Source organism: Xanthomonas sp. NCPPB 3583 (genome assembly GCF_041475715.2).
In the GTDB taxonomy this organism is placed as follows: domain Bacteria; phylum Pseudomonadota; class Gammaproteobacteria; order Xanthomonadales; family Xanthomonadaceae; genus Xanthomonas; species Xanthomonas euvesicatoria.
The window spans coordinates 1,283,219-1,301,187 of the sequence record NZ_CM191263.1; the positions used below are offsets into that span (position 1 = coordinate 1,283,219).

Annotated in this window: 7 protein-coding genes; all 7 read left to right on the top strand. The window is 65.0% G+C overall.

The window, feature by feature from the left end:
* Window positions 1-48 precede the first annotated feature (48 nt).
* The 7 genes from prpF (at window position 49) to pbpC (ending at window position 17,760) form a co-directional block, all read left to right on the top strand.
* Window positions 49-1,248, top strand: a complete 1,200-nt coding sequence (prpF, locus tag ACCQ07_RS05865) for a 2-methylaconitate cis-trans isomerase PrpF (protein WP_372165482.1) — start codon at window positions 49-51, stop codon at window positions 1,246-1,248.
* A gap of 514 nt (window positions 1,249-1,762) precedes the next feature.
* A complete protein-coding gene (locus tag ACCQ07_RS05870) occupies window positions 1,763-3,979 on the top strand; it encodes a TonB-dependent receptor (protein WP_372363887.1) in 2,217 nt (738 codons plus the stop codon).
* Between the two features lie 77 nt (window positions 3,980-4,056).
* Window positions 4,057-5,061, top strand: coding sequence for a nucleoside hydrolase (locus tag ACCQ07_RS05875; protein WP_338338753.1), 1,005 nt, complete (start codon window positions 4,057-4,059; stop codon window positions 5,059-5,061).
* Between the two features lie 547 nt (window positions 5,062-5,608).
* Window positions 5,609-10,510: an alpha-2-macroglobulin family protein gene (locus tag ACCQ07_RS05880; protein ID WP_372363888.1), complete on the top strand. Its 4,902-nt coding sequence runs from the start codon at window positions 5,609-5,611 to the stop codon at window positions 10,508-10,510.
* A gap of 344 nt (window positions 10,511-10,854) precedes the next feature.
* On the top strand, window positions 10,855-13,857 hold the full coding sequence (locus tag ACCQ07_RS05885) for a TonB-dependent receptor (protein ID WP_372165808.1): 3,003 nt from the start codon (window positions 10,855-10,857) through the stop codon (window positions 13,855-13,857).
* 142 nt (window positions 13,858-13,999) lie between these two features.
* Complete coding sequence (locus ACCQ07_RS05890; protein WP_372176382.1) at window positions 14,000-14,947, top strand: glycerophosphodiester phosphodiesterase family protein; 948 nt, start codon at window positions 14,000-14,002, stop codon at window positions 14,945-14,947.
* A gap of 392 nt (window positions 14,948-15,339) precedes the next feature.
* Window positions 15,340-17,760, top strand: coding sequence for a penicillin-binding protein 1C (gene pbpC / locus ACCQ07_RS05895; RefSeq protein WP_372363889.1), 2,421 nt, complete (start codon window positions 15,340-15,342; stop codon window positions 17,758-17,760).
* Window positions 17,761-17,969 lie beyond the last annotated feature (209 nt).

Consider the following 17,969-nt stretch of genomic DNA (forward strand, 5'->3'; position numbering starts at 1 on the left):
CGCAAAATTATTCACATCACGTCCGCACGTCGTTTCCAAGGAACATGCATGGCATTCGCTCCCCAACTCCGCATCCCCGCCACCTACATGCGCGGCGGTACCAGCAAAGGCGTGTTTTTCCGTCTGCAGGATCTGCCCGCGGCCGCGCAGCAACCGGGCGCTGCACGCGATGCGCTGTTGTTGCGGGTGATCGGCAGTCCGGATCCGTATGCCAAGCAGATCGATGGCATGGGCGGTGCCACTTCCAGCACCAGCAAGAGCGTGATCGTGTCGGCCAGCACGCGCGATGGGCATGATGTGGACTACCTGTTCGGGCAGGTGTCCATCGATAGCGCGTTCGTGGATTGGAGCGGCAACTGCGGCAATCTGTCGGCGGCGGTGGGGCCATTCGCCATCGCCGGCGGCTTGATCGATCCCACACGCGTGCCACGCGATGGCGTGGCCACGGTGCGCATCTGGCAGGCCAATATCGGCAAGACGATTGTGGCGCATGTGCCGATGGCCGATGGGCTGGTGCAGGAAACCGGCGACTTTGAACTGGACGGCGTGACCTTTCCTGCAGCCGAAGTGCAGCTGGAATTTCTCGACCCGGCCGACAATGCCGAAGGCGAGGGCGGGGCGATGTTTCCCACCGGCAACGTCATCGATCAACTGGAAATTCCCGGGCTGGGCACGCTCGATGCCACGCTGATCAATGCGGGCATTCCCACCATCTTCGTCAACGCGCGCGACCTGGGCTACACCGGGACCGAGCTGCAGGACGCCATCAATGGCGACCCGCGCGCCTTGACTATGTTCGAGACATTGCGCGCGCACGGTGCGGTGCGGATGGGTTTGATTGCGAAGGTGGAAGACGCCGCGACACGGCAACACACGCCCAAGGTCGCCTTCGTGGCACCGCCGGCCGACTACACCGCGTCCAGCGGCAAGCCGGTGCACGCGGCCGAAATCGATCTGCTGGTGCGTGCGATGTCGATGGGCAAATTGCATCACGCGATGATGGGCACTGCAGCAGTGGCGATCGGCACCGCTGCAGCCGTGCCGGGCACGCTGGTCAATCTGGCTGCCGGCGGTGCGGCGCGCTCGGCGGTGCGCTTCGGGCATCCATCCGGCACCTTGCGCGTCGGCGCGCAGGCGCAGCTGGTCGAGGGCCAGTGGCAGGTGACCAAGGCGCTGATGAGCCGCAGTGCGCGGGTGTTGATGGAGGGGTGGGTCAGGGTGCCGGCGCCGGTTGCCGAGGTTGGATAGGCCTGCGCAGGGTGTTGGCGCGCGTGGATGCACGCGACACATGCCTGGCGTGCGAGGCACTTCACTGGTGCTGGTGTGCGATAGCGGCATTGCGTCGGTCGGGCACCCCTGGTGGCGATGCGGAGCCGGCGTCGCGCTGCCCGCATTAGCCGGATCTGCTCCGCATCAGCTCTTCCAGGCATGCGCGTAGAACCCGGAACATCTGCGTTTCAGTCCGGCGTGTGTCCACGCTGGATGGTCATTCCCGATGCCATTGATCGATGTTGTTCGCCCCCAAGTGATTGGCGCTGGCCACCACAGCGCAGTAAATGGCAGCGTGACCAGCGTCGCTAACGAGCCTCCGTTTTCGCCATCGTGTAAAACGCACTGCCGTGTTGCATTAATTCGAACGCTATTTCGAATTCTGGAAACTTTTTCGCACGCGCCCTGCCATAATTGTGTAAATCGTGTTAATTCTGTTGCACCGCGGCACGCAGGCCGGGCCGCCCCGCCACCAGAATCCGGAGTTCTTCCCATGTCCGCCAGCCGGTCGCTCAAGATCAGCGCGCTTGCCGTTGCCGTCGTTTCCCTTCTTCCGCTCCATGCCGCTGCCCAGCAGGCGCCCGGCGACGACGGCGTCGTGCGTCTGGATGCGGTCAAGGTCACGGTCGAGCGGCGTTCGGAAGACTCCAAGGATGTGCCGGTTTCCGCATCGGTATTGCGCCCGGAGTTCCTGGATGCCATCTCCACCAGCGGTTCGGACATCCGCGTGCTGGCCGGCAAGGCGCCCAGCCTGAACATCGAATCGTCCAACGGCCGTGTGTTCCCGCGCGTGTACATCCGCGGCTACGGCAATACGGACTTCAACACCTACGCCTCGCAGCCGGTGTCGTTGATCTATGACGACGTGGTGCAGGAAAACGCCTTCCTGAAGGGCTTCCCGATCTTCGATCTGGAAGGCCTGGAAGTGCTGCGCGGCCCGCAGGGCACGCTGTTCGGCCGCAACACGCCGGCAGGCGTGGTCAAGTTCAATTCGGTCAAGCCGACCATCGGCGCCAATGACGGCTACGCCAGCCTGTCGTACGGCACCTACGGCACCATGACCCTGGAAAGCGGCCTGAGCATCGCGATGGGCGACCATTGGGCAGCGCGTCTGTCGACCCTGGGCCAGCGCCGCGACGATTGGGTGGAAAACCGCGACGGCCGCGACCTGGAAGGCTATACCGATTCGGCCGTGCGCCTGCAGCTGCTGTACCAGGCCAGCGACGACTTCAGCGCATTGTTCAATGCGCATGCGCGCCATCTGGACGGCACCGCGCGCCTGTTCCGCGCCAACATCATCCAGCCCGGTACCAATCAGCTGGTGGATGGCTTCGATGCGGAAAAATCCTTCATCGACGGTGCCAACCGCCAGGAACTGCAGACCTACGGCGGCAGCGCCAACCTGACCTGGGACCTGGGCGACATCGCGCTGCACTCGATCACCGCCTACGAAGGGATCGGCAAGTACTACAGCCGCGGCGATATCGACGGTGGCTTCGGCGCGGTGTTCGCGCCGCCGTCGGGCCCGGGCGTGATTCCGTTCCCGGTGGAAACCGCCGGCGGCATCAAGAGCCTGGACCAGTACAGCCAGGAAGTGCGCGCCGAATCGCAGTACGACGGCCCGCTCAACTGGCAGGCAGGACTGTACTACTTCCACGACGATGTGGAAGGCGAAAACTACACCTACAACACCCTCAGCGGCGGTGATCTGGCCAGCTATCAGCTGACCCGCCAGCGCAATACCTCCTGGGCGGCGTTCGGCTCGTTGAACTACGCGGCCACCGATCGGTTGAGCCTGCGCGCCGGCATCCGCTACACCTACGACAAGAAAACCTTCGACGTGCTGGCGCTGGACCGCGTCACGCTGGTCGAACCGTCCAGCGGCGAGACCGACAACTCCAAGGTCACCGGCGATCTGGCGGCTACGTTCTCCATCAACGACGCCGTCAATGTGTACGCACGTGCCGCACGCGGTTTCCGCGGCGCCAGCTTCGGCGTGCCGTCGGGCACCGCGCCGCTGACCGTGGCCGAGCCGGAGACGGTGGACTCGTTCGAGGTCGGCATCAAGTCGGACCTGTTCGACAACCGCGCGCGCCTGAGCTTTGACATCTACGATTTCCGCGTGAAGAACCAGCAGCTCACGGCGGTGGGTGGCGCGTCCAACGACATCCGCCTGCTCAATGCCGACAAGACCAAGGCCCGCGGCGCGGAGTTCGATTTCGAAGCCTTGCTCACCCAGAACCTGCGCGTCACCGCCGGCGGCGCCTACAACTGGACCCGCATCGACGACCCGAACCTGTCGGTGGGCATCTGCCGTACCTGCACGGTCACCGACCCGATCAACGCGGCCGGCCGTGCGGTGATCGACGGCAACGACCTGCCGCAGGCAGCCAAGTGGATGGCCAACGCCACCCTGCGTTACGGCATTCCGATGGGCAACGACGGCGAGCTGTTCTTCTACACGGACTGGTCGTACCGCAGTGAAGTGAACTTCTTCCTGTACGACTCCAAGGAATTCACCGGCCAGCCGCTGGTCGAAGGTGGCGCCAAGATCGGCTACAACTGGGGCGCGGGTGCGTACGAGTTGTCGGTGTTCTGCCGCAACTGCACCAATCAGATCCGCGTGACCGGTGCGATCGACTTCAACAACCTCACCGGCTTCATCAACGACCCGCGCATCGTGGGTGCGCAGTTCCGCGCCAACTTCTGATCGGCGTTTTGGTGGAGCACTATCGAACCGCCGGCGATCATGCCGGCGGTTTTTTTTATGGCAGCAGGAGTGGGCAGATGCAGCGGACCTGGCAACGCGCGTGGGTAGCGATGGCGATGTGGTGCGTGGCGACAACCGCGGGGGCGCAGCAGTCCGCCGCGGCCGTGCAATCCACGCTGGCATCGGTGCAGGCCGAGAAAGTGGTGGTGTCTACCGACGTTGGCGACGATATCGACGATGCCTTCGCGTTGGGGCTATTGCTGCGTAGCCCGCAGTTGCAGGTGCTGGGCATCGCATCGACATGGGGCGACACCGCGTTGCGTGCGCAGTTGCTGCAGCGGTTGTTGCAGCAGGCCGGGCGCAGCGAGATTCCGCTGGCAGCGGGCGCGCGTACCACCAGCACCATCGCCTTCAGCCAGGCGCGCTGGGCGGCCAAGGGGCAGTTGCCGGCGGCACTGCCGGATGCGGCCGCGATGATCCTGCAGCAGGCGCGCCAGCATCCGGGCGAGGTCACCTTGCTGGTGCTGGGGCCGATGACCGATGCGGCGCTGGCGCAGCAACGTGACCCGGTCGGCTTTGCCAAGCTCAAGCGTGTGGTGGCGATGGGCGGATCGGTGCGGGTGGGTTATGGCAAGTCTGCGTATCGTCCGGCCAGTGCGCCGGCGCCGGAGTACAACATCCTTGCCGATGTGCCTGCAGCGCAGCGCGTGTTCTCATCTGGTGTGCCAATCGTGCTGTTGCCACTGGATGCCACGCAGATCAGCCTGGAAGAACCCGAGCGCATCGCACTGTTTGCGCATGGCGACGGGCTGACCGATGCGCTCACGCAGCTGTACTACCAGTGGCGCAACACCGACCAGCCCTGGGCCAGTGCCACGCCCACGTTGTTCGATGTGGTGCCGGTGGCCTGGTTGCTACGTCCGGCGCTGTGCCCGACCACGCCCTTGCATCTGGACGTGGATGCGCAAGGCTATACCCGCGAAGGGGCTGGTGCGCCCAATGTGCAGGCCTGTTTGCACGTGGACAAGCCGGCGCTGATCGAGATGTACATGCGTGCGTTGTTGGAGTTGCACGGAGAATGAGGAACACAAAGAGTCATGCCTGATCCCGCGGCGAGTGCTTCTTTGCAGCTCTTTGTGATCTAGCCAAAAGCCGGGTTGGTCGACAGCGCGGTGCCCTCACCGATCACGGGACACGCCGTGAACCTGTCCGTGGGGGATCGATGGCGTCATCCATGCCGCCATCGGTCCCGCAAGCGGTGAGGGCACCGCGCTAAACAGTTGGCTGCTGACCAACTGAACGCGGGTCACTCGGCTCGCGTGCTGCCGCGGATCGATTGTTGGCATTCGATGGACGAGATGACAGAACGAGCGAGGCCCTGCAGGCAAGTCGCAGTCCAGCTGCCTGCGCCAGGCGGCATGACGTGGTTCGGCGGTCGCTCCAAGCGCGAGTACCAGACCACTGCGCTCACCGCCAGTCTGCCATCGCATCGCTCGCCAGCAGCGCACGCTTGCCGCCCATCGGCAAGCAGCCACGTCGTCGCATCGGCGCCATCAGCCAGATGCGCAGCGTCGTTATACTTGCGTTCTCACATTGCGAGTAGCACGAATGGACAGCCAGGGATCACGGATGATGCGGTCGGGCACGCGGCGGGTTGTGCTGTGGGCGGTGTTGCTGGCCGTGGCGATCGGCGCGGTGGCGTGCAAGCGCAACGAAAGCGGTCAGCTACCCGCCGCCAGTGGCGAGGCGATCAAGGCCGAAAAGCAGGCCATCACCGGTTTCGCGCTGGCGCGTGCCTATCCCGACCAGACCAGCGACGGCCTGTCGCTGGCACTGGAATTCTCGCGGCCACTGGTCGGCACGCAGGATTTCGATGCGCTGGTGCGCTTCGAAGAAAAGGTGGGCACGGGCGACAGTAGCTGGACGCTGTCCGAGGACGGCAAGACGCTGCGCTACCCGTACGTCGAAGCGGCCAAGGACTACACCGTCCTGGTCGACGCCAACCTGCTGGCCGCCGACGGCAGCCGCCTGGGCAAGCCACTCAAGCAAAAGGTCTACACCGGCGAACTCAAGCCTGTGGCCGGGTTCGCTTCGCAGGGCAGCGTGCTGCCGGCGCGCGAGAGCCGTGGCCTGCCGGTGGTGTCGGTGAACGTGCCGGAAGTGGACGTCGAGTTCCTGCGCGTGCGCGAGAAGTCGCTGCCGGCGTTCTTCCAGCAGTTCCAGCGTGGCGGGCGCCGTGGCAGCTGGGATCTGGAGAGCGAATACAGCGGCAACCAGCCGTTGTCCAAGCTGGCCGACCCGGTCTACGTCAATCGCTTCATCCTTGGCGGCAAGCAGAACGAGCGTGTGCTGACCTACCTGCCGACGCAGGACATCAAGGAACTGCAGGAACCGGGTTTGTATTTCGCGGTGATGAAGCGCGCCGGCAGTTTCGAGAACGAATTCGACACCGCGTTCTTTACCGTCAGCGACATCGGCCTGCATACGCGCGCCTACAAGGACAAGTTGTTCGTGCACACCGCCTCGTTGCAGAGCGGCGAGCCGGTCAAGAACGTGGAGCTGCGCATCCTCGATGCCAAGGGCGAGTTGTTCCTGAAAGGGGCGACCGACGGTAACGGCAATGCGCTGCTCAACTACACGCTCGACGCCGGCCATGTGCTGACCGCACGCAGCAAGACCGACATTACGCTGCTGCCGTTCAACCAGCCCGCACTGGATCTGAGCGAGTTCGCCGTGGCCGGGCGCCAGGGCGCGTGGTTCGATGTGTTCGCCTGGGCCGGTCGCGATCTGTATCGCCCCGGCGAGACCATGCGCGTCTCGGCGATCCTGCGCGACAACGACGGCAAACCGACCAAGCCGCAACCGGTGTTCCTGCGCCTGAAGCAGCCGGACGGCAAGACCTTCCGCGAGACCAAACTGCTGCCGGGCGAGCAGGGCTACTTCGAATTCGCCCAGCAGATTCCGGCCGATGCACCGACCGGCCGTTGGCAGGTGGAATTTCGCACAGATCCGGCCAGCAAGGACGCCGTGCAGGGCATGACCGTGCGCGTGGAAGAGTTCCTGCCCGAGCGCATGAAGCTGGACCTGGACAGCACGCAAAAGACCTTGAGCGCCGGCCAGCCGTTCAAGCTGGTGGCCAATGCCGCGTATCTGTACGGCGCACCGGCCGCTGGCAACCGTTTCACCGCCAAGCTGGCAGTCAGTGTGGAGCAGCATCCGCTCGAAGCGTTGCCCGGCTGGTTCTTCGGCGACCCCACGCTGGAGCTGCCGCGCGAAGCCAGGGACGTGATCGACACCGAATTCGGCGGCGACGGCATCCTGCGCGAAGACATCGCATTGCCGGACGAGGCCAAGCCGGTCAGCACGATTGCCGCGGTCGTCTCCGGTAGCGTGTACGAAACCGGCGGGCGCACGGTCACCCGCACCCTCAAGCGCGTGCTGTGGCCGGCCAAGGCCCTGGTCGGCGTGCGGCCGTTGTTCGACGACGCCGACGGCGCCGATGCCAATGGGACGGCGCGCTTCGAAGTGACCCGCGTGGATGCCGATGGCAAACCGCAGCCGGCCAAGGGCCTGAAGGTCACGCTGGTGCGCGAGCTGCGCGATTACCACTGGAACTACACCGACAACCACTGGGATTACGACTTCACCCGTCGCTTCGAAAACAAGGACACGCGCACGCTGGATGTGGGCAGCGTCAATGCCAAGATCGATTTCCCGGTGGAATGGGGCGAGTACCGCCTGGACGTATTCGACCCGGCGAGCGGGCTGACCACGCGTTACCCGTTCCGCGCCGGCTGGAGCTGGAACGATGAAAACCGTGGCCTGGATGCGCGCCCGGACAAGGTCAAGCTGGCGCTGGACAAGACCGGCTACCGCGCCGGCGACACGCTCAAGGTCACGCTGACCCCTCCGCATGCCGGCAAGGGCGTGCTGCTGGTGGAAAGCGACAAGCTGTTGTACGTGCAGGACATCGACGTCAAGCCCGGCAGCAGCTTCGAGGTTCCGGTGACCGAGGCGTGGGAGCGCCACGATGTGTATGTCACCGCACTGGTCTTCCGCGGCGGCAGTGCGCCCAGCAAGATCACCCCGGCACGCGCGGTGGGCGTGGCCTATGTGCCGATGGACCGCAAGGCGCGGCGGGTGGCGGTGGGCTTGTCCGCGCCCAAGCAGATGCGCCCCGAGCAGCCGTTGCCGGTGACGGTGAGCGTGCCCGAACTGGCGGGCAAGGCCGCGCACGTGACCATTTCGGCAGTGGACGTGGGCATCCTCAACATCACCCGTTTCCCGGTGCCCGATGCCAACGCGCAGTTCTTCGCGCAGCGTCGTCTGGGGACCGATGCGTACGACATCTATGGGCGGGTGATCGAAAGTTTCGAAGGCGCCAGCGGCAAACTGAAGTTCGGCGGCGACATGGCGCTGGAAGCCTTGCCGCAGGCCAAGCGCCCGACCGCGCGCGTGCAGACGGTTGACCTGTTTTCCGGCTCGGTAAAACTCGACGCAAAGGGCAATGCGCGCGTGCAACTGCCGGTGCCGGATTTCAACGGCACCTTGCGCGTGTCGGCGTTGGTGTACTCGGATACCCGTTACGGCAACCGCGATATGGAAACCATCGTGCGTGCGCCGATCCTGGCCGAAGCCAGCATGCCGCGGGTGATGGCACCGGGCGACCGCAGCACGGTGACGCTGGACGTGCAGAATTTCACCGGCAAGCCGGGCGAATTCAACGTGCGTGTGGAGGGCATTGGCCCGCTCGCCATCGGCGAGGCGTCGCGCAGCGTCAAGCTCGGCGTGGACGCCAAGCAGACGCTGAGCTTCCCGCTGAGCGCCACCGAAGGCTATAGCGTGGCCAAGGTGCGCGTGCGCGTGGATGGCAATGGCTTCAAGGCCGACCGCAGCTACGAGCTGCCGGTGCGCGCCGGCTGGCCACAGGTGTTGCGGGCACAGACCCGCGTACTCGACCCGCTGGCGCCGATCACCCTGGACAGCGGCTTTGCCGATGGCCTGATGGCCGGCTCGGTGACCGCGCGCATGGTGGTCAGCGCGTTGCCGCCGATTCCGTTCGCCAGCGCATTGCAGGGCGCGTTGGAGTATCCGTACGGCTGCGCCGAGCAGACCACCAGCAAGGGCTATGCGGCGCTGCTGCTCGACGATGCCACCGCCAGAACGCTCGGCACCAAGGGGCTGGAGGCGGCCAAGCGCCGCGAGCGCATGGAAGGCGCGTTCGGGCGTCTGGCGTCGATGCAGATCGCCAGCGGGCATTTTTCGATGTGGGGCGACGATGGCCACGTCAATCCGGGCCTGACCCCATACATTGCCGAATTCCTGCTCGACGCCAAGGACGCCGGTTTCGCGGTGCCCGACACGGTGCTGCAGAAGGCGCTCAATCGCCTGAGCGAAGATCTGTTGTCCGGTGGCAACGAGTTCTATGGGCAGGACCGTCGCGACAACTTGAAGTTCGCCAATCAGGCCTGGTCCGGCTACGTACTGGCACGCGTCAACCGCGCGCCGCTGGGCACGCTGCGCGCGCTGTACGACAACCAGCGCGACAAGGCGCTGACGGGCCTGTCGCTGGTGCATCTGGGCATCGCCTTGTCGCTCCAGGGCGATACCAAGCGTGGCGATGCGGCGATCAAGGCCGGGTTTGCCAAGGACAGCAGCGAGCGTCCGCCGTACTTCGGCGATTACGGCAGCGCGATCCGCGACGACGCCTTGATGATGGCGTTGCTGCACGAACGCGGTTTGTCCAAGCCCGAGTACGACACCCGCGCGGGGGCCCTGGGCCGCGCGTTGGATGCACGTCGCGCGACCGGTTGGTTGTGGCTGAGCACGCAGGAGCAAGTGGCGCTTGCGCGGTTGGGCAAGGCGTTGATGGCCGGGCAGGGCAAGCAGGTGTCCGGCAGCTTGACGGTGGGCGACCAGGTACAGCAGATCGCACCGGCACGCGTGTTCGGGCGCAGTTTCGACAGTGCCGCCCTGGCGCGCGGCGTGCAGTTCGCGCCACAAGGCGAGGCGCCGATGTACGCCAGCCTGGAAGTGGCCGGCATTCCGCGCAGCACACCGGAACCGGACACGCGCAATCTCAGCGTGGAGCGCAGCTGGTACACCACCGACGGCAAGCCGTGGACCCCGCGTCCACTCAAGGAAGGCGAAGCGTTGATCGTGCGCGTCAGCATCACTGCCAACAGCAGCATGCCCGACGCCTTGCTCACCGACCTGTTGCCGGCCGGTTTGGAAATCGAGAATTTCAATCTGGGCGATGCCAAGCAATGGGCCGACGTGGTGGTGGACGGCATCGGCATCAGCGAGCGGTCCAGCGCCGCCGACGTCAAGCACGAAGAGTTCCGCGACGACCGCTATGTGGCCGCGCTGGCGCTGTCTTCGGGCAGCAAGGCGCAGGTGTACTACCTGGTGCGTGCCGTCACCCCGGGGACCTACACGGTGCCGCCCTCGCTGGTGGAAGACATGTACCGGCCGGAGTTGCGTGGTGTGGGGCGCAGCACGCCAGCCACGATGACGGTGGTGCAGCCGTAAGGTGACGCGTTCGCCCTTCTCCGTCGGGAGAAGGGGCCCTGCCAGGGGCGGATGAGGGGACGAGCGAAGCCTGGTGTCGTTGGCATGGCATGAGTGGCTTCGCCCGTACCCTCACCCCAGCCCCTCTCCCGCAAGTAGAGGGGCTTTTGCAGCGCGCTTGCGATGTTTCCCGGTAGCCGCTGAGTGCTTGCTTCGCATGCAGCGATATCGCTGCGCCTTGTCTTTTCGGTGCGATGGTAGCGACACGCAAAGTTCATTTTTACGCTCTACGGTCATTTTTACGCTCTACGGTGGCGTGCTTTCTCATCAGCGCAGCATGATTGATGCGCGACTTACGGGATTCCATGCAGCGCTTCGATCCGTACCGTATGCACCTGTCCGTTCTCGCTGTGGCCATCGCAGCATGCTCGCCTGGCGTGCAGGCTCAAAGTGTCGCTACCTCATCCGACTCCGCGCGCCTGGCGTCATCGATGCGCCCAGCCGGTGCTTCATCCAACGAAAGCCAGCGACCTGTCGAGACAGCGTCAGCCTTTGAAAAACTCTCTGGCCTCGCGACCGCAGCCTCGCCGAGCGACGCACCCAACAGCGACGCACCTAGCAGAGATGCAACTGCCGCAGACATCGCCAAAACCGCCGTACAAACCCTCGATGCCATGCAGGTCACCGGCGTGCGCCGCGCCAACGCGGCTGCGGTGGAAAGCAAGCGTGCGGCCACCAATATCACCGATGTGATCAGCGCCACCGACGTGCGTGCCTTGCCCGACAGCACCATCGTTGAGGCATTGCGGCGCGTGCCGGGCTTGTCCGTCTTGCCTGCCACCGACAACGAGCATCCGCGCGATGAAGCGGCCACGCCGGTATTGCGTGGCCTGGGGCCGTCATACAACAACGTCACCATCGACGGGCTCACCATCGCCTCGCCCGGTACACCGAACGGCACGCTCGGTTCGATCACCCGCGGTGTGCGCCTGGATCTGTTGCCGGCCTCGATGGTCAGCGAATTGCAGGTGGTCAAGACCTTCACGCCCGACCTGGACCCCAACGCCACCGGCGGTGCGATCAACCTGAAAACCCGCAGCGCGTTCGAAAACGGCGGCAAGCCGTTCTTCAGCGCCGAGGCGGCGCTAGGCCACGCCAACGATGTGGGCAAGCCGCGCGATCAGGACGATCCGGGCTATCGCGTCAACGCCACCGGCAGCCGCACCTTCGGTAGCGAGCAGCAGTACGGTCTCACCGTGTCTGCCAACTATCAAACGCTGAGCAGCTACACCGAAACCCATATGACCACCGACACGGTGCACTACGGGTTCTACGACAACAGCGGTGTGTTGCAGACCGGCGACAATCTCGGCAATGGCTGGGCGGTGCCGCAGCAGGATAAATACTGGTACGTGCAAGATCAGCGCGACCGTTATGGCCTCACCGGCAAGTTCGAGATGCGGCCCAGCGCGGCGCTCGAAGCCTACGCCATGGCCGGCTACTACTATTTCAAGGACGACATGGAGCGCAACGAGGTCATCATCGACCCGCGCAACCGTGGCCAGGTCTTCAATCAAACCGCAACTTCCGGCAGTTATCCCGGTGGCGACATCGAGGTGGGCTATTCGAACCAGATCGTCACCACACGTACCAAGGTGGCGCAGCTGGGAACGATCTGGCGGCCCACCGATCGCCAACAGCTTTCCGCGCGTGGCGCGTGGTCGGATGCGACCTACGACGAGCCGATTCGCATGATCAAGTACGCCACCGGCATCACGCGTCCGGCACCGGTGCCGGTGGGCCAGACCGGCAGTGGCGTGACCATCAATGCCACGCCCAATTATGCGTTCAATTACGACACTTCCGGCCTGGATCAACGCTTCGGCGTGTCGCCGCAGGCGTATGACGACCTGGACAATTACAGCCTGTCGTACTGGCGCCCGGACTATAAACGCACCGCGTCCGACCGCATCCTCACCGGTCGGCTCGATTACGGTTTCAACCAAGGCGAAAGCGATCAAGGCATCGGTTTTGCGGCAGGCGTGTCGTATACCACCGACAAGCCGTCCTATGAGATCTATCGCGTCGAGTATCAGCCCAATACGACGGCGCCGGCGTTCGGCCTGGCCGACGTGGTAGGCACCGGCAGGGCGCCGATGCGCTATGCCGGTTTGAACCTGCTGAGCATCGACCCGAACAAGGCCAATCGCGTGCTGGCGGCCACGCCGTTGAGCGCATTCAACAGCACCGACCAGCAGGCCTTCAGCAACCAGGATAATTTCACGCATACCGAAAAAATCTTCGGCAGCTATGGCTTGGTCAGCTATCGCAGCGATCGCTTGAACGCGCAGGCCGGTGTGCATTTCGACAGCACCAAGCTCGACACGGTGGGCCGCCAGCGGCAGCTGGATGCGGCAACCAATCACTACGTGTACGTCGATAACCCGACCAGTGCGGATTACGACTATCTGCTGCCTTCGGCGGTGATGACCTATCACCTGACCGATGCGCTGGATCTGCGTGCCGGTGCAAGCCGCACGTTGGGCCGCCCGCCGTACGACGCCTATGCGGCGCGCACCTCCATCGGCTTTGTCAATACGACAGACGCCGGCAACCCGAATGCGCAGGGCGTCACCGTCACCATCGGCAACCCCGACATCAAGCCGCGCGTATCCAACAACCTGGACCTGTCGCTGGAATGGCGCCTTCCCGGCGATTTCGATGCGTTCGCATCCGCTGCCGTCTTCGACAAACATATCCAGGACGAGATCTTCACGCTCTCGCGCACCGATAGCTTCACCTTCGACGGCACCACGTATGCGAATGCGTTGATCAGCACACCGGCCAATGCCGCCAAGGCGCGCATCCGTGGTGTGGAGTTCAACGGCATCGTCAACACGTTAGGGCCGGTCGCGCCGTGGTTGAGCGGCGTCGGTTTCAGCGCAAACCTCGCATTGCTCGATGGCAGCCTGGACGTGCCTTACAGCGTCGGTAGCGGCAGCAGCCTGACCCAGCGCGAGCGCACGCTCGACAATCTGGTCGGTCAGCCCGATTACACCGCCAACGCAACGCTGTTCTACAACACCGGCGGGCTGGAACTGCGCGCGGCCTACAACCGGCAAGGCAAGGCGCTGCGCTCGGTCGTCAGCAATATCGACTGGCAGGACCTGTATTGGTCGCCGCGTTCGCAACTGGATTTCACCGCCACCTATGCGGTGAGCAAGCAGTTGAGCCTGATCGGCCAGGTCAGCAACATCACCCACAGCCGCATCACCAGCGTGACCGGCCCCGGGCAGAATCTGCTCAAGGACAGTTACTCGGTGCCCACCACCTATTGGGTGGGTCTGCGGTTCACGCCCACGTTGTGAGGTCAGCCGGGCAAGAGGTGGCGGAGCCTGCCATCCTGAAATCGATGCCTGCCGTCCACCCGCTTAATTTCAGCCGCGTGTGCGACGCGGCAACGCCGGTCCGCCGCGCTACCGTTTGCAAACATCTGCTTGGAGTTGTTCGATGACATCACGCCCCATTGCCGTCCTCGCCGCCGTGCTGTGCACAGTCGTGACCACTGCAGCAAGTGCCGCACCGACAGGCGTGGCCGCGATCCAGGCGCGCCTGACCAACCCGCAGGGCGGCCTCGTCGTGGTGGCGCACCGCGGATGTCATGCCGCCGCGCCACAGCATGGCTTCACCGAGACCGCGCCGGAAAATTCGCTGGCGGCGTTGGAGCGCTGCATCGCCATCGGCGCCGATGTGATGGAAACCGATGTGCGGCGTGCCGCCGACGGCAGCCTGGTGATGCTGCATGACGCCACCGTGGACCGCACTACCGATGGCACCGGCAAGCTCTCCGAGTTGACCCTGGCCGATCTGCAGAAGCTACGCCTGCGCAGCGACGAAGGCGGTGCACAGGCACCGCTGACCGACCAGCGCGTGGTCACGCTCGAGCAGATGCTGGCCAAGGCCAAGGGGAACATCCTGCTCAACCTGGATGTCAAGGACGCGATCTACGTGCAGGTGATCGACGCGGTCGCACGCGCCGGCATGCAGCATCAGGTGATCGTCAAGGCCGAAGCCGGTATTTCTACCGCGCCACTGGCTGCGATGCCGCCCTTCAACACCGTGTACTTCTTCCCGATCCTGATCAACGCGCATGGCAATGCCGATCTTGCGGCCATTGCAACGGCACAGACGCGCAATGCGCGTCCGATGGCATTCGAGTTGCCCAAGATGACCGCCGCGCAATTACCGGCCCTGGCAGCGGTGAGCAAGGCGCACAACGTGCGGCTGATGGTCAATTCGTTGTGGGAAGGTTTCATTGCCGGCTATGGCGGCGATGCGGACGCCGAGCGCGACCCTGGCAGGGTCTGGGGCCGGATGTACCGCGACGGTGTGTCGATCATCCAGACCGATGCACCGGAAGCCTTGTTGCGCTACCGCGCCACGTTGGAAAAGCGCTGAGCGGAAGTGACTATGCCGCCGTCCCAGGCGGCGGCAACCAGGTCTGGCACGGCGCGCCGTGCACCAGACAACTCGACGGACGAGACATAACGTCTACCGAAGTGCGCACGTGAGCATCGCCACCAACTGCCGCCAATGCGTGCTGCTGCCGAAGGGCGCCGGCCGCGCCTTCGGTGTGAGCGGCTGATCATCGCAGTCACCCCTGCATGCGGTGGCCACAGGTAGGATCAGACGGTTGCGCGCAGGGAGGTCCGCATGCCGCTCACGGGCTGTGCCTGGCCTTGCGCTCGTCGCTTGTCCGGCTGGCTGTGCGGCTGATCGCGCTGCCGATACGCCAGGCCCGAGCCGCGTAGGAGTGGCCGAAACGCGTTTTGCCCTGCATGCTTTGCGCAATGGATGAACAGCCGCAGGCACCAACAGGGATGGATCGCACGCAGCCGCGCCCGCAAGCGCCGAACCATCAGGCCCGCAACGGACGTCGCTGGCTGCGGTGGCTGCGCTTGAGTGCGGCGGCCTTGCTGGGCGTCATGCTGTTGCTCGATCTGGCTTTCCCATTGCCGTTGCCCAAGTCCCGCGACACCTCCACCTTGGTGGTTGCGCGCGACGGCACGCCGTTGCGTGCATTCGCCGACCGTCATGGCGTATGGCGCTATCCCGCCACGCCGCAGAGCGTCTCGCCGCTGTATTTGCAGGCGCTGCTGAACTACGAAGACCGCTGGTTCTGGCGTCACCCGGGCGTCAATCCCTGGGGTCTGCTGCGTGCCGGTGGGCAGTGGATCGGGCAGGGCCACATCGTGTCCGGTGGCTCCACGCTGACCATGCAGGTGGCGCGCATCCTGGACCCGCATACGCGCACACCGTGGGGCAAGGCCAAGCAATTGTTGCGCGCGTTGCAGCTGGAAGCGCACCTGAGCAAGCACGAGATTCTGATGCTGTATCTGGAGCGTGCGCCCTATGGCGGCACCATCGAAGGGGTGGAGGCGGCCAGTTGGGCGTATCTGGGCAAGCCGGCCAGGGCCTTGTCGCACGCCGAGGCCGCGTTGCTGGCGGTATTGCCGCAGTCGCCCAGCCGGTTGCGCCCGGACCGTCATCCCGAAGCCGCGCAGCGCGCACGCGACAAGGTGCTCGATCGCATGGTCGAGCTGGGCGTGTGGTCGCGCGCGCAGGTGGACGATGCGCGCATCGAACCGGTGGTCACCCGCTCGCTCAAACCAACGTTGCATGCCGCCTTGCTGGCGCAGCGCCTGCACAGTGCGCAGCCGCGTGCGGCGCGTATCGTCACCACGCTGGATGTGGAATTACAGCGCACGCTGGAAGAGCGCGTGTCCACGTATTTTTCGCAGCTGCCGGAGCGCACTTCCGCGGCATTGCTGGTGGTGGACAACGCCACGATGGAGGCGCGCGCCTATGTGGGCTCGGCCAGTTTTGGCGACCGCAAGCGCCTGGGTCATGTCGACATGGTGCAGGCATGGCGCTCGCCCGGCTCCACGCTCAAGCCCTTCCTGTATGGCATGGCGCTGGACGATGGCCTGATCCATTCCGAAAGCCTGCTGGTGGATGCGCCGCAGAGCTTTGGCGACTATCGGCCCGGCAACTTCGATGCGGCGTTCAACGGCCCGGTGAGCGCGGCCACGGCGTTGCGGCTGTCGTTGAACGTACCGGCGGTGGATCTGCTTGATCGCATCGGCCCGGCGCGCTTTGCTGCGCGACTGTCCAATGCCGGGATTGCGCTGCATTTTCCCTCCGGCAGCACGCCGTCGCTGGCCTTGATACTGGGCGGCACCGGCGCACAGTTGCAGGAGTTGGTGGGCGCGTTCGCCGCGCTCAATCGCGGCGGCATTGCCGGACGTGTGCGCTATACGCCGGATGACGCGCGCATCGATCGGCGCCTGATGTCGCCGGGTGCAGCGTGGATCGTGCGCGAAATCTTGCAAAGTAATCCGCGGCCCGGCTACGGCAGCGGTACTTTCGACACTACTGCACGCCCCGGCGTGGCGTGGAAGACCGGCACCAGTTACGGCTACCGCGATGCATGGGCCATTGGCGGAACGCGGCGTTACACCGTCGGCGTCTGGGTAGGACGGCCGGACGGCACCCCGTTGCCGGGCCAATACGGTGCGGTCACCGCATTGCCGTTGATGTTCGAAGTCATCGATGCTTTGCCCCGCAGTGCTGGCGACAGTGCGCCATTGCCGATGCCGCCCTCGGTGCAGGCAATCGACATCTGCTGGCCGCTGGGCGGCGCTGCCGATCAGACGCCACCGCCTCTGTGCGCACGTCGTGCCGATGCATATGCACTCGACGGTGCGGTGCCACTCACCTTTGCCGAGCGCGATGCGCGCCTTTGGCAAAGCGGGCAGGTGCGCTTCGAGGCCGATGCGCGCAGCGGTCAGCGGTTGTCGCAGGAATGCAGCCAACCGCATGCGCGTGTGCCGCGCGCGGTGGCGCGTTGGCCAGCGTTGGTCTCGCCCTGGCTCAGTACATCCGAACGCGCCGCCGCACAACTGCCGCCGTTGGCTGACGATTGCATGCCGGACGGGCGCATGACCGGTGGCGGGGTGCTACGCATCGACGGCTTGAGCGACCGCGCCACGCTTGCGCGGGCCAACGACGCCGCGCACCCGGTGCGGTTGCAGTTACGTGCGCTGGGCAGCGAGGCGCGAATCGATTGGCTGCTGGATGGCCGCTGGATTGCGCAAACCACCGGAAGACAAGGGTTTCAGCGCGATTTCGAAGAAGTGGGGTTGCACACGCTCACCGCAATGGCCAGCGATGGCGCATGGACGCAGTTGCGCTTTCGCGTGTTGCGCTGACCGGGTTGCCAACCAAGTGCGACCGCCCCGTGCGTGGCGGCAGACCGGCTGTGCGCGACAAACGTGTAGGAGCGCACCTGGGCGCGAAGAGGTCTTACCGGGAATGCGTCATCGCGCCCAGGTGCGCTCCTACAGAGGCGTTGACGAAGGCGGCGGCGTGTCGGATCTGGCCGCCTTATGCGATCGTTGCTCATTCGAGGCGCGACCGT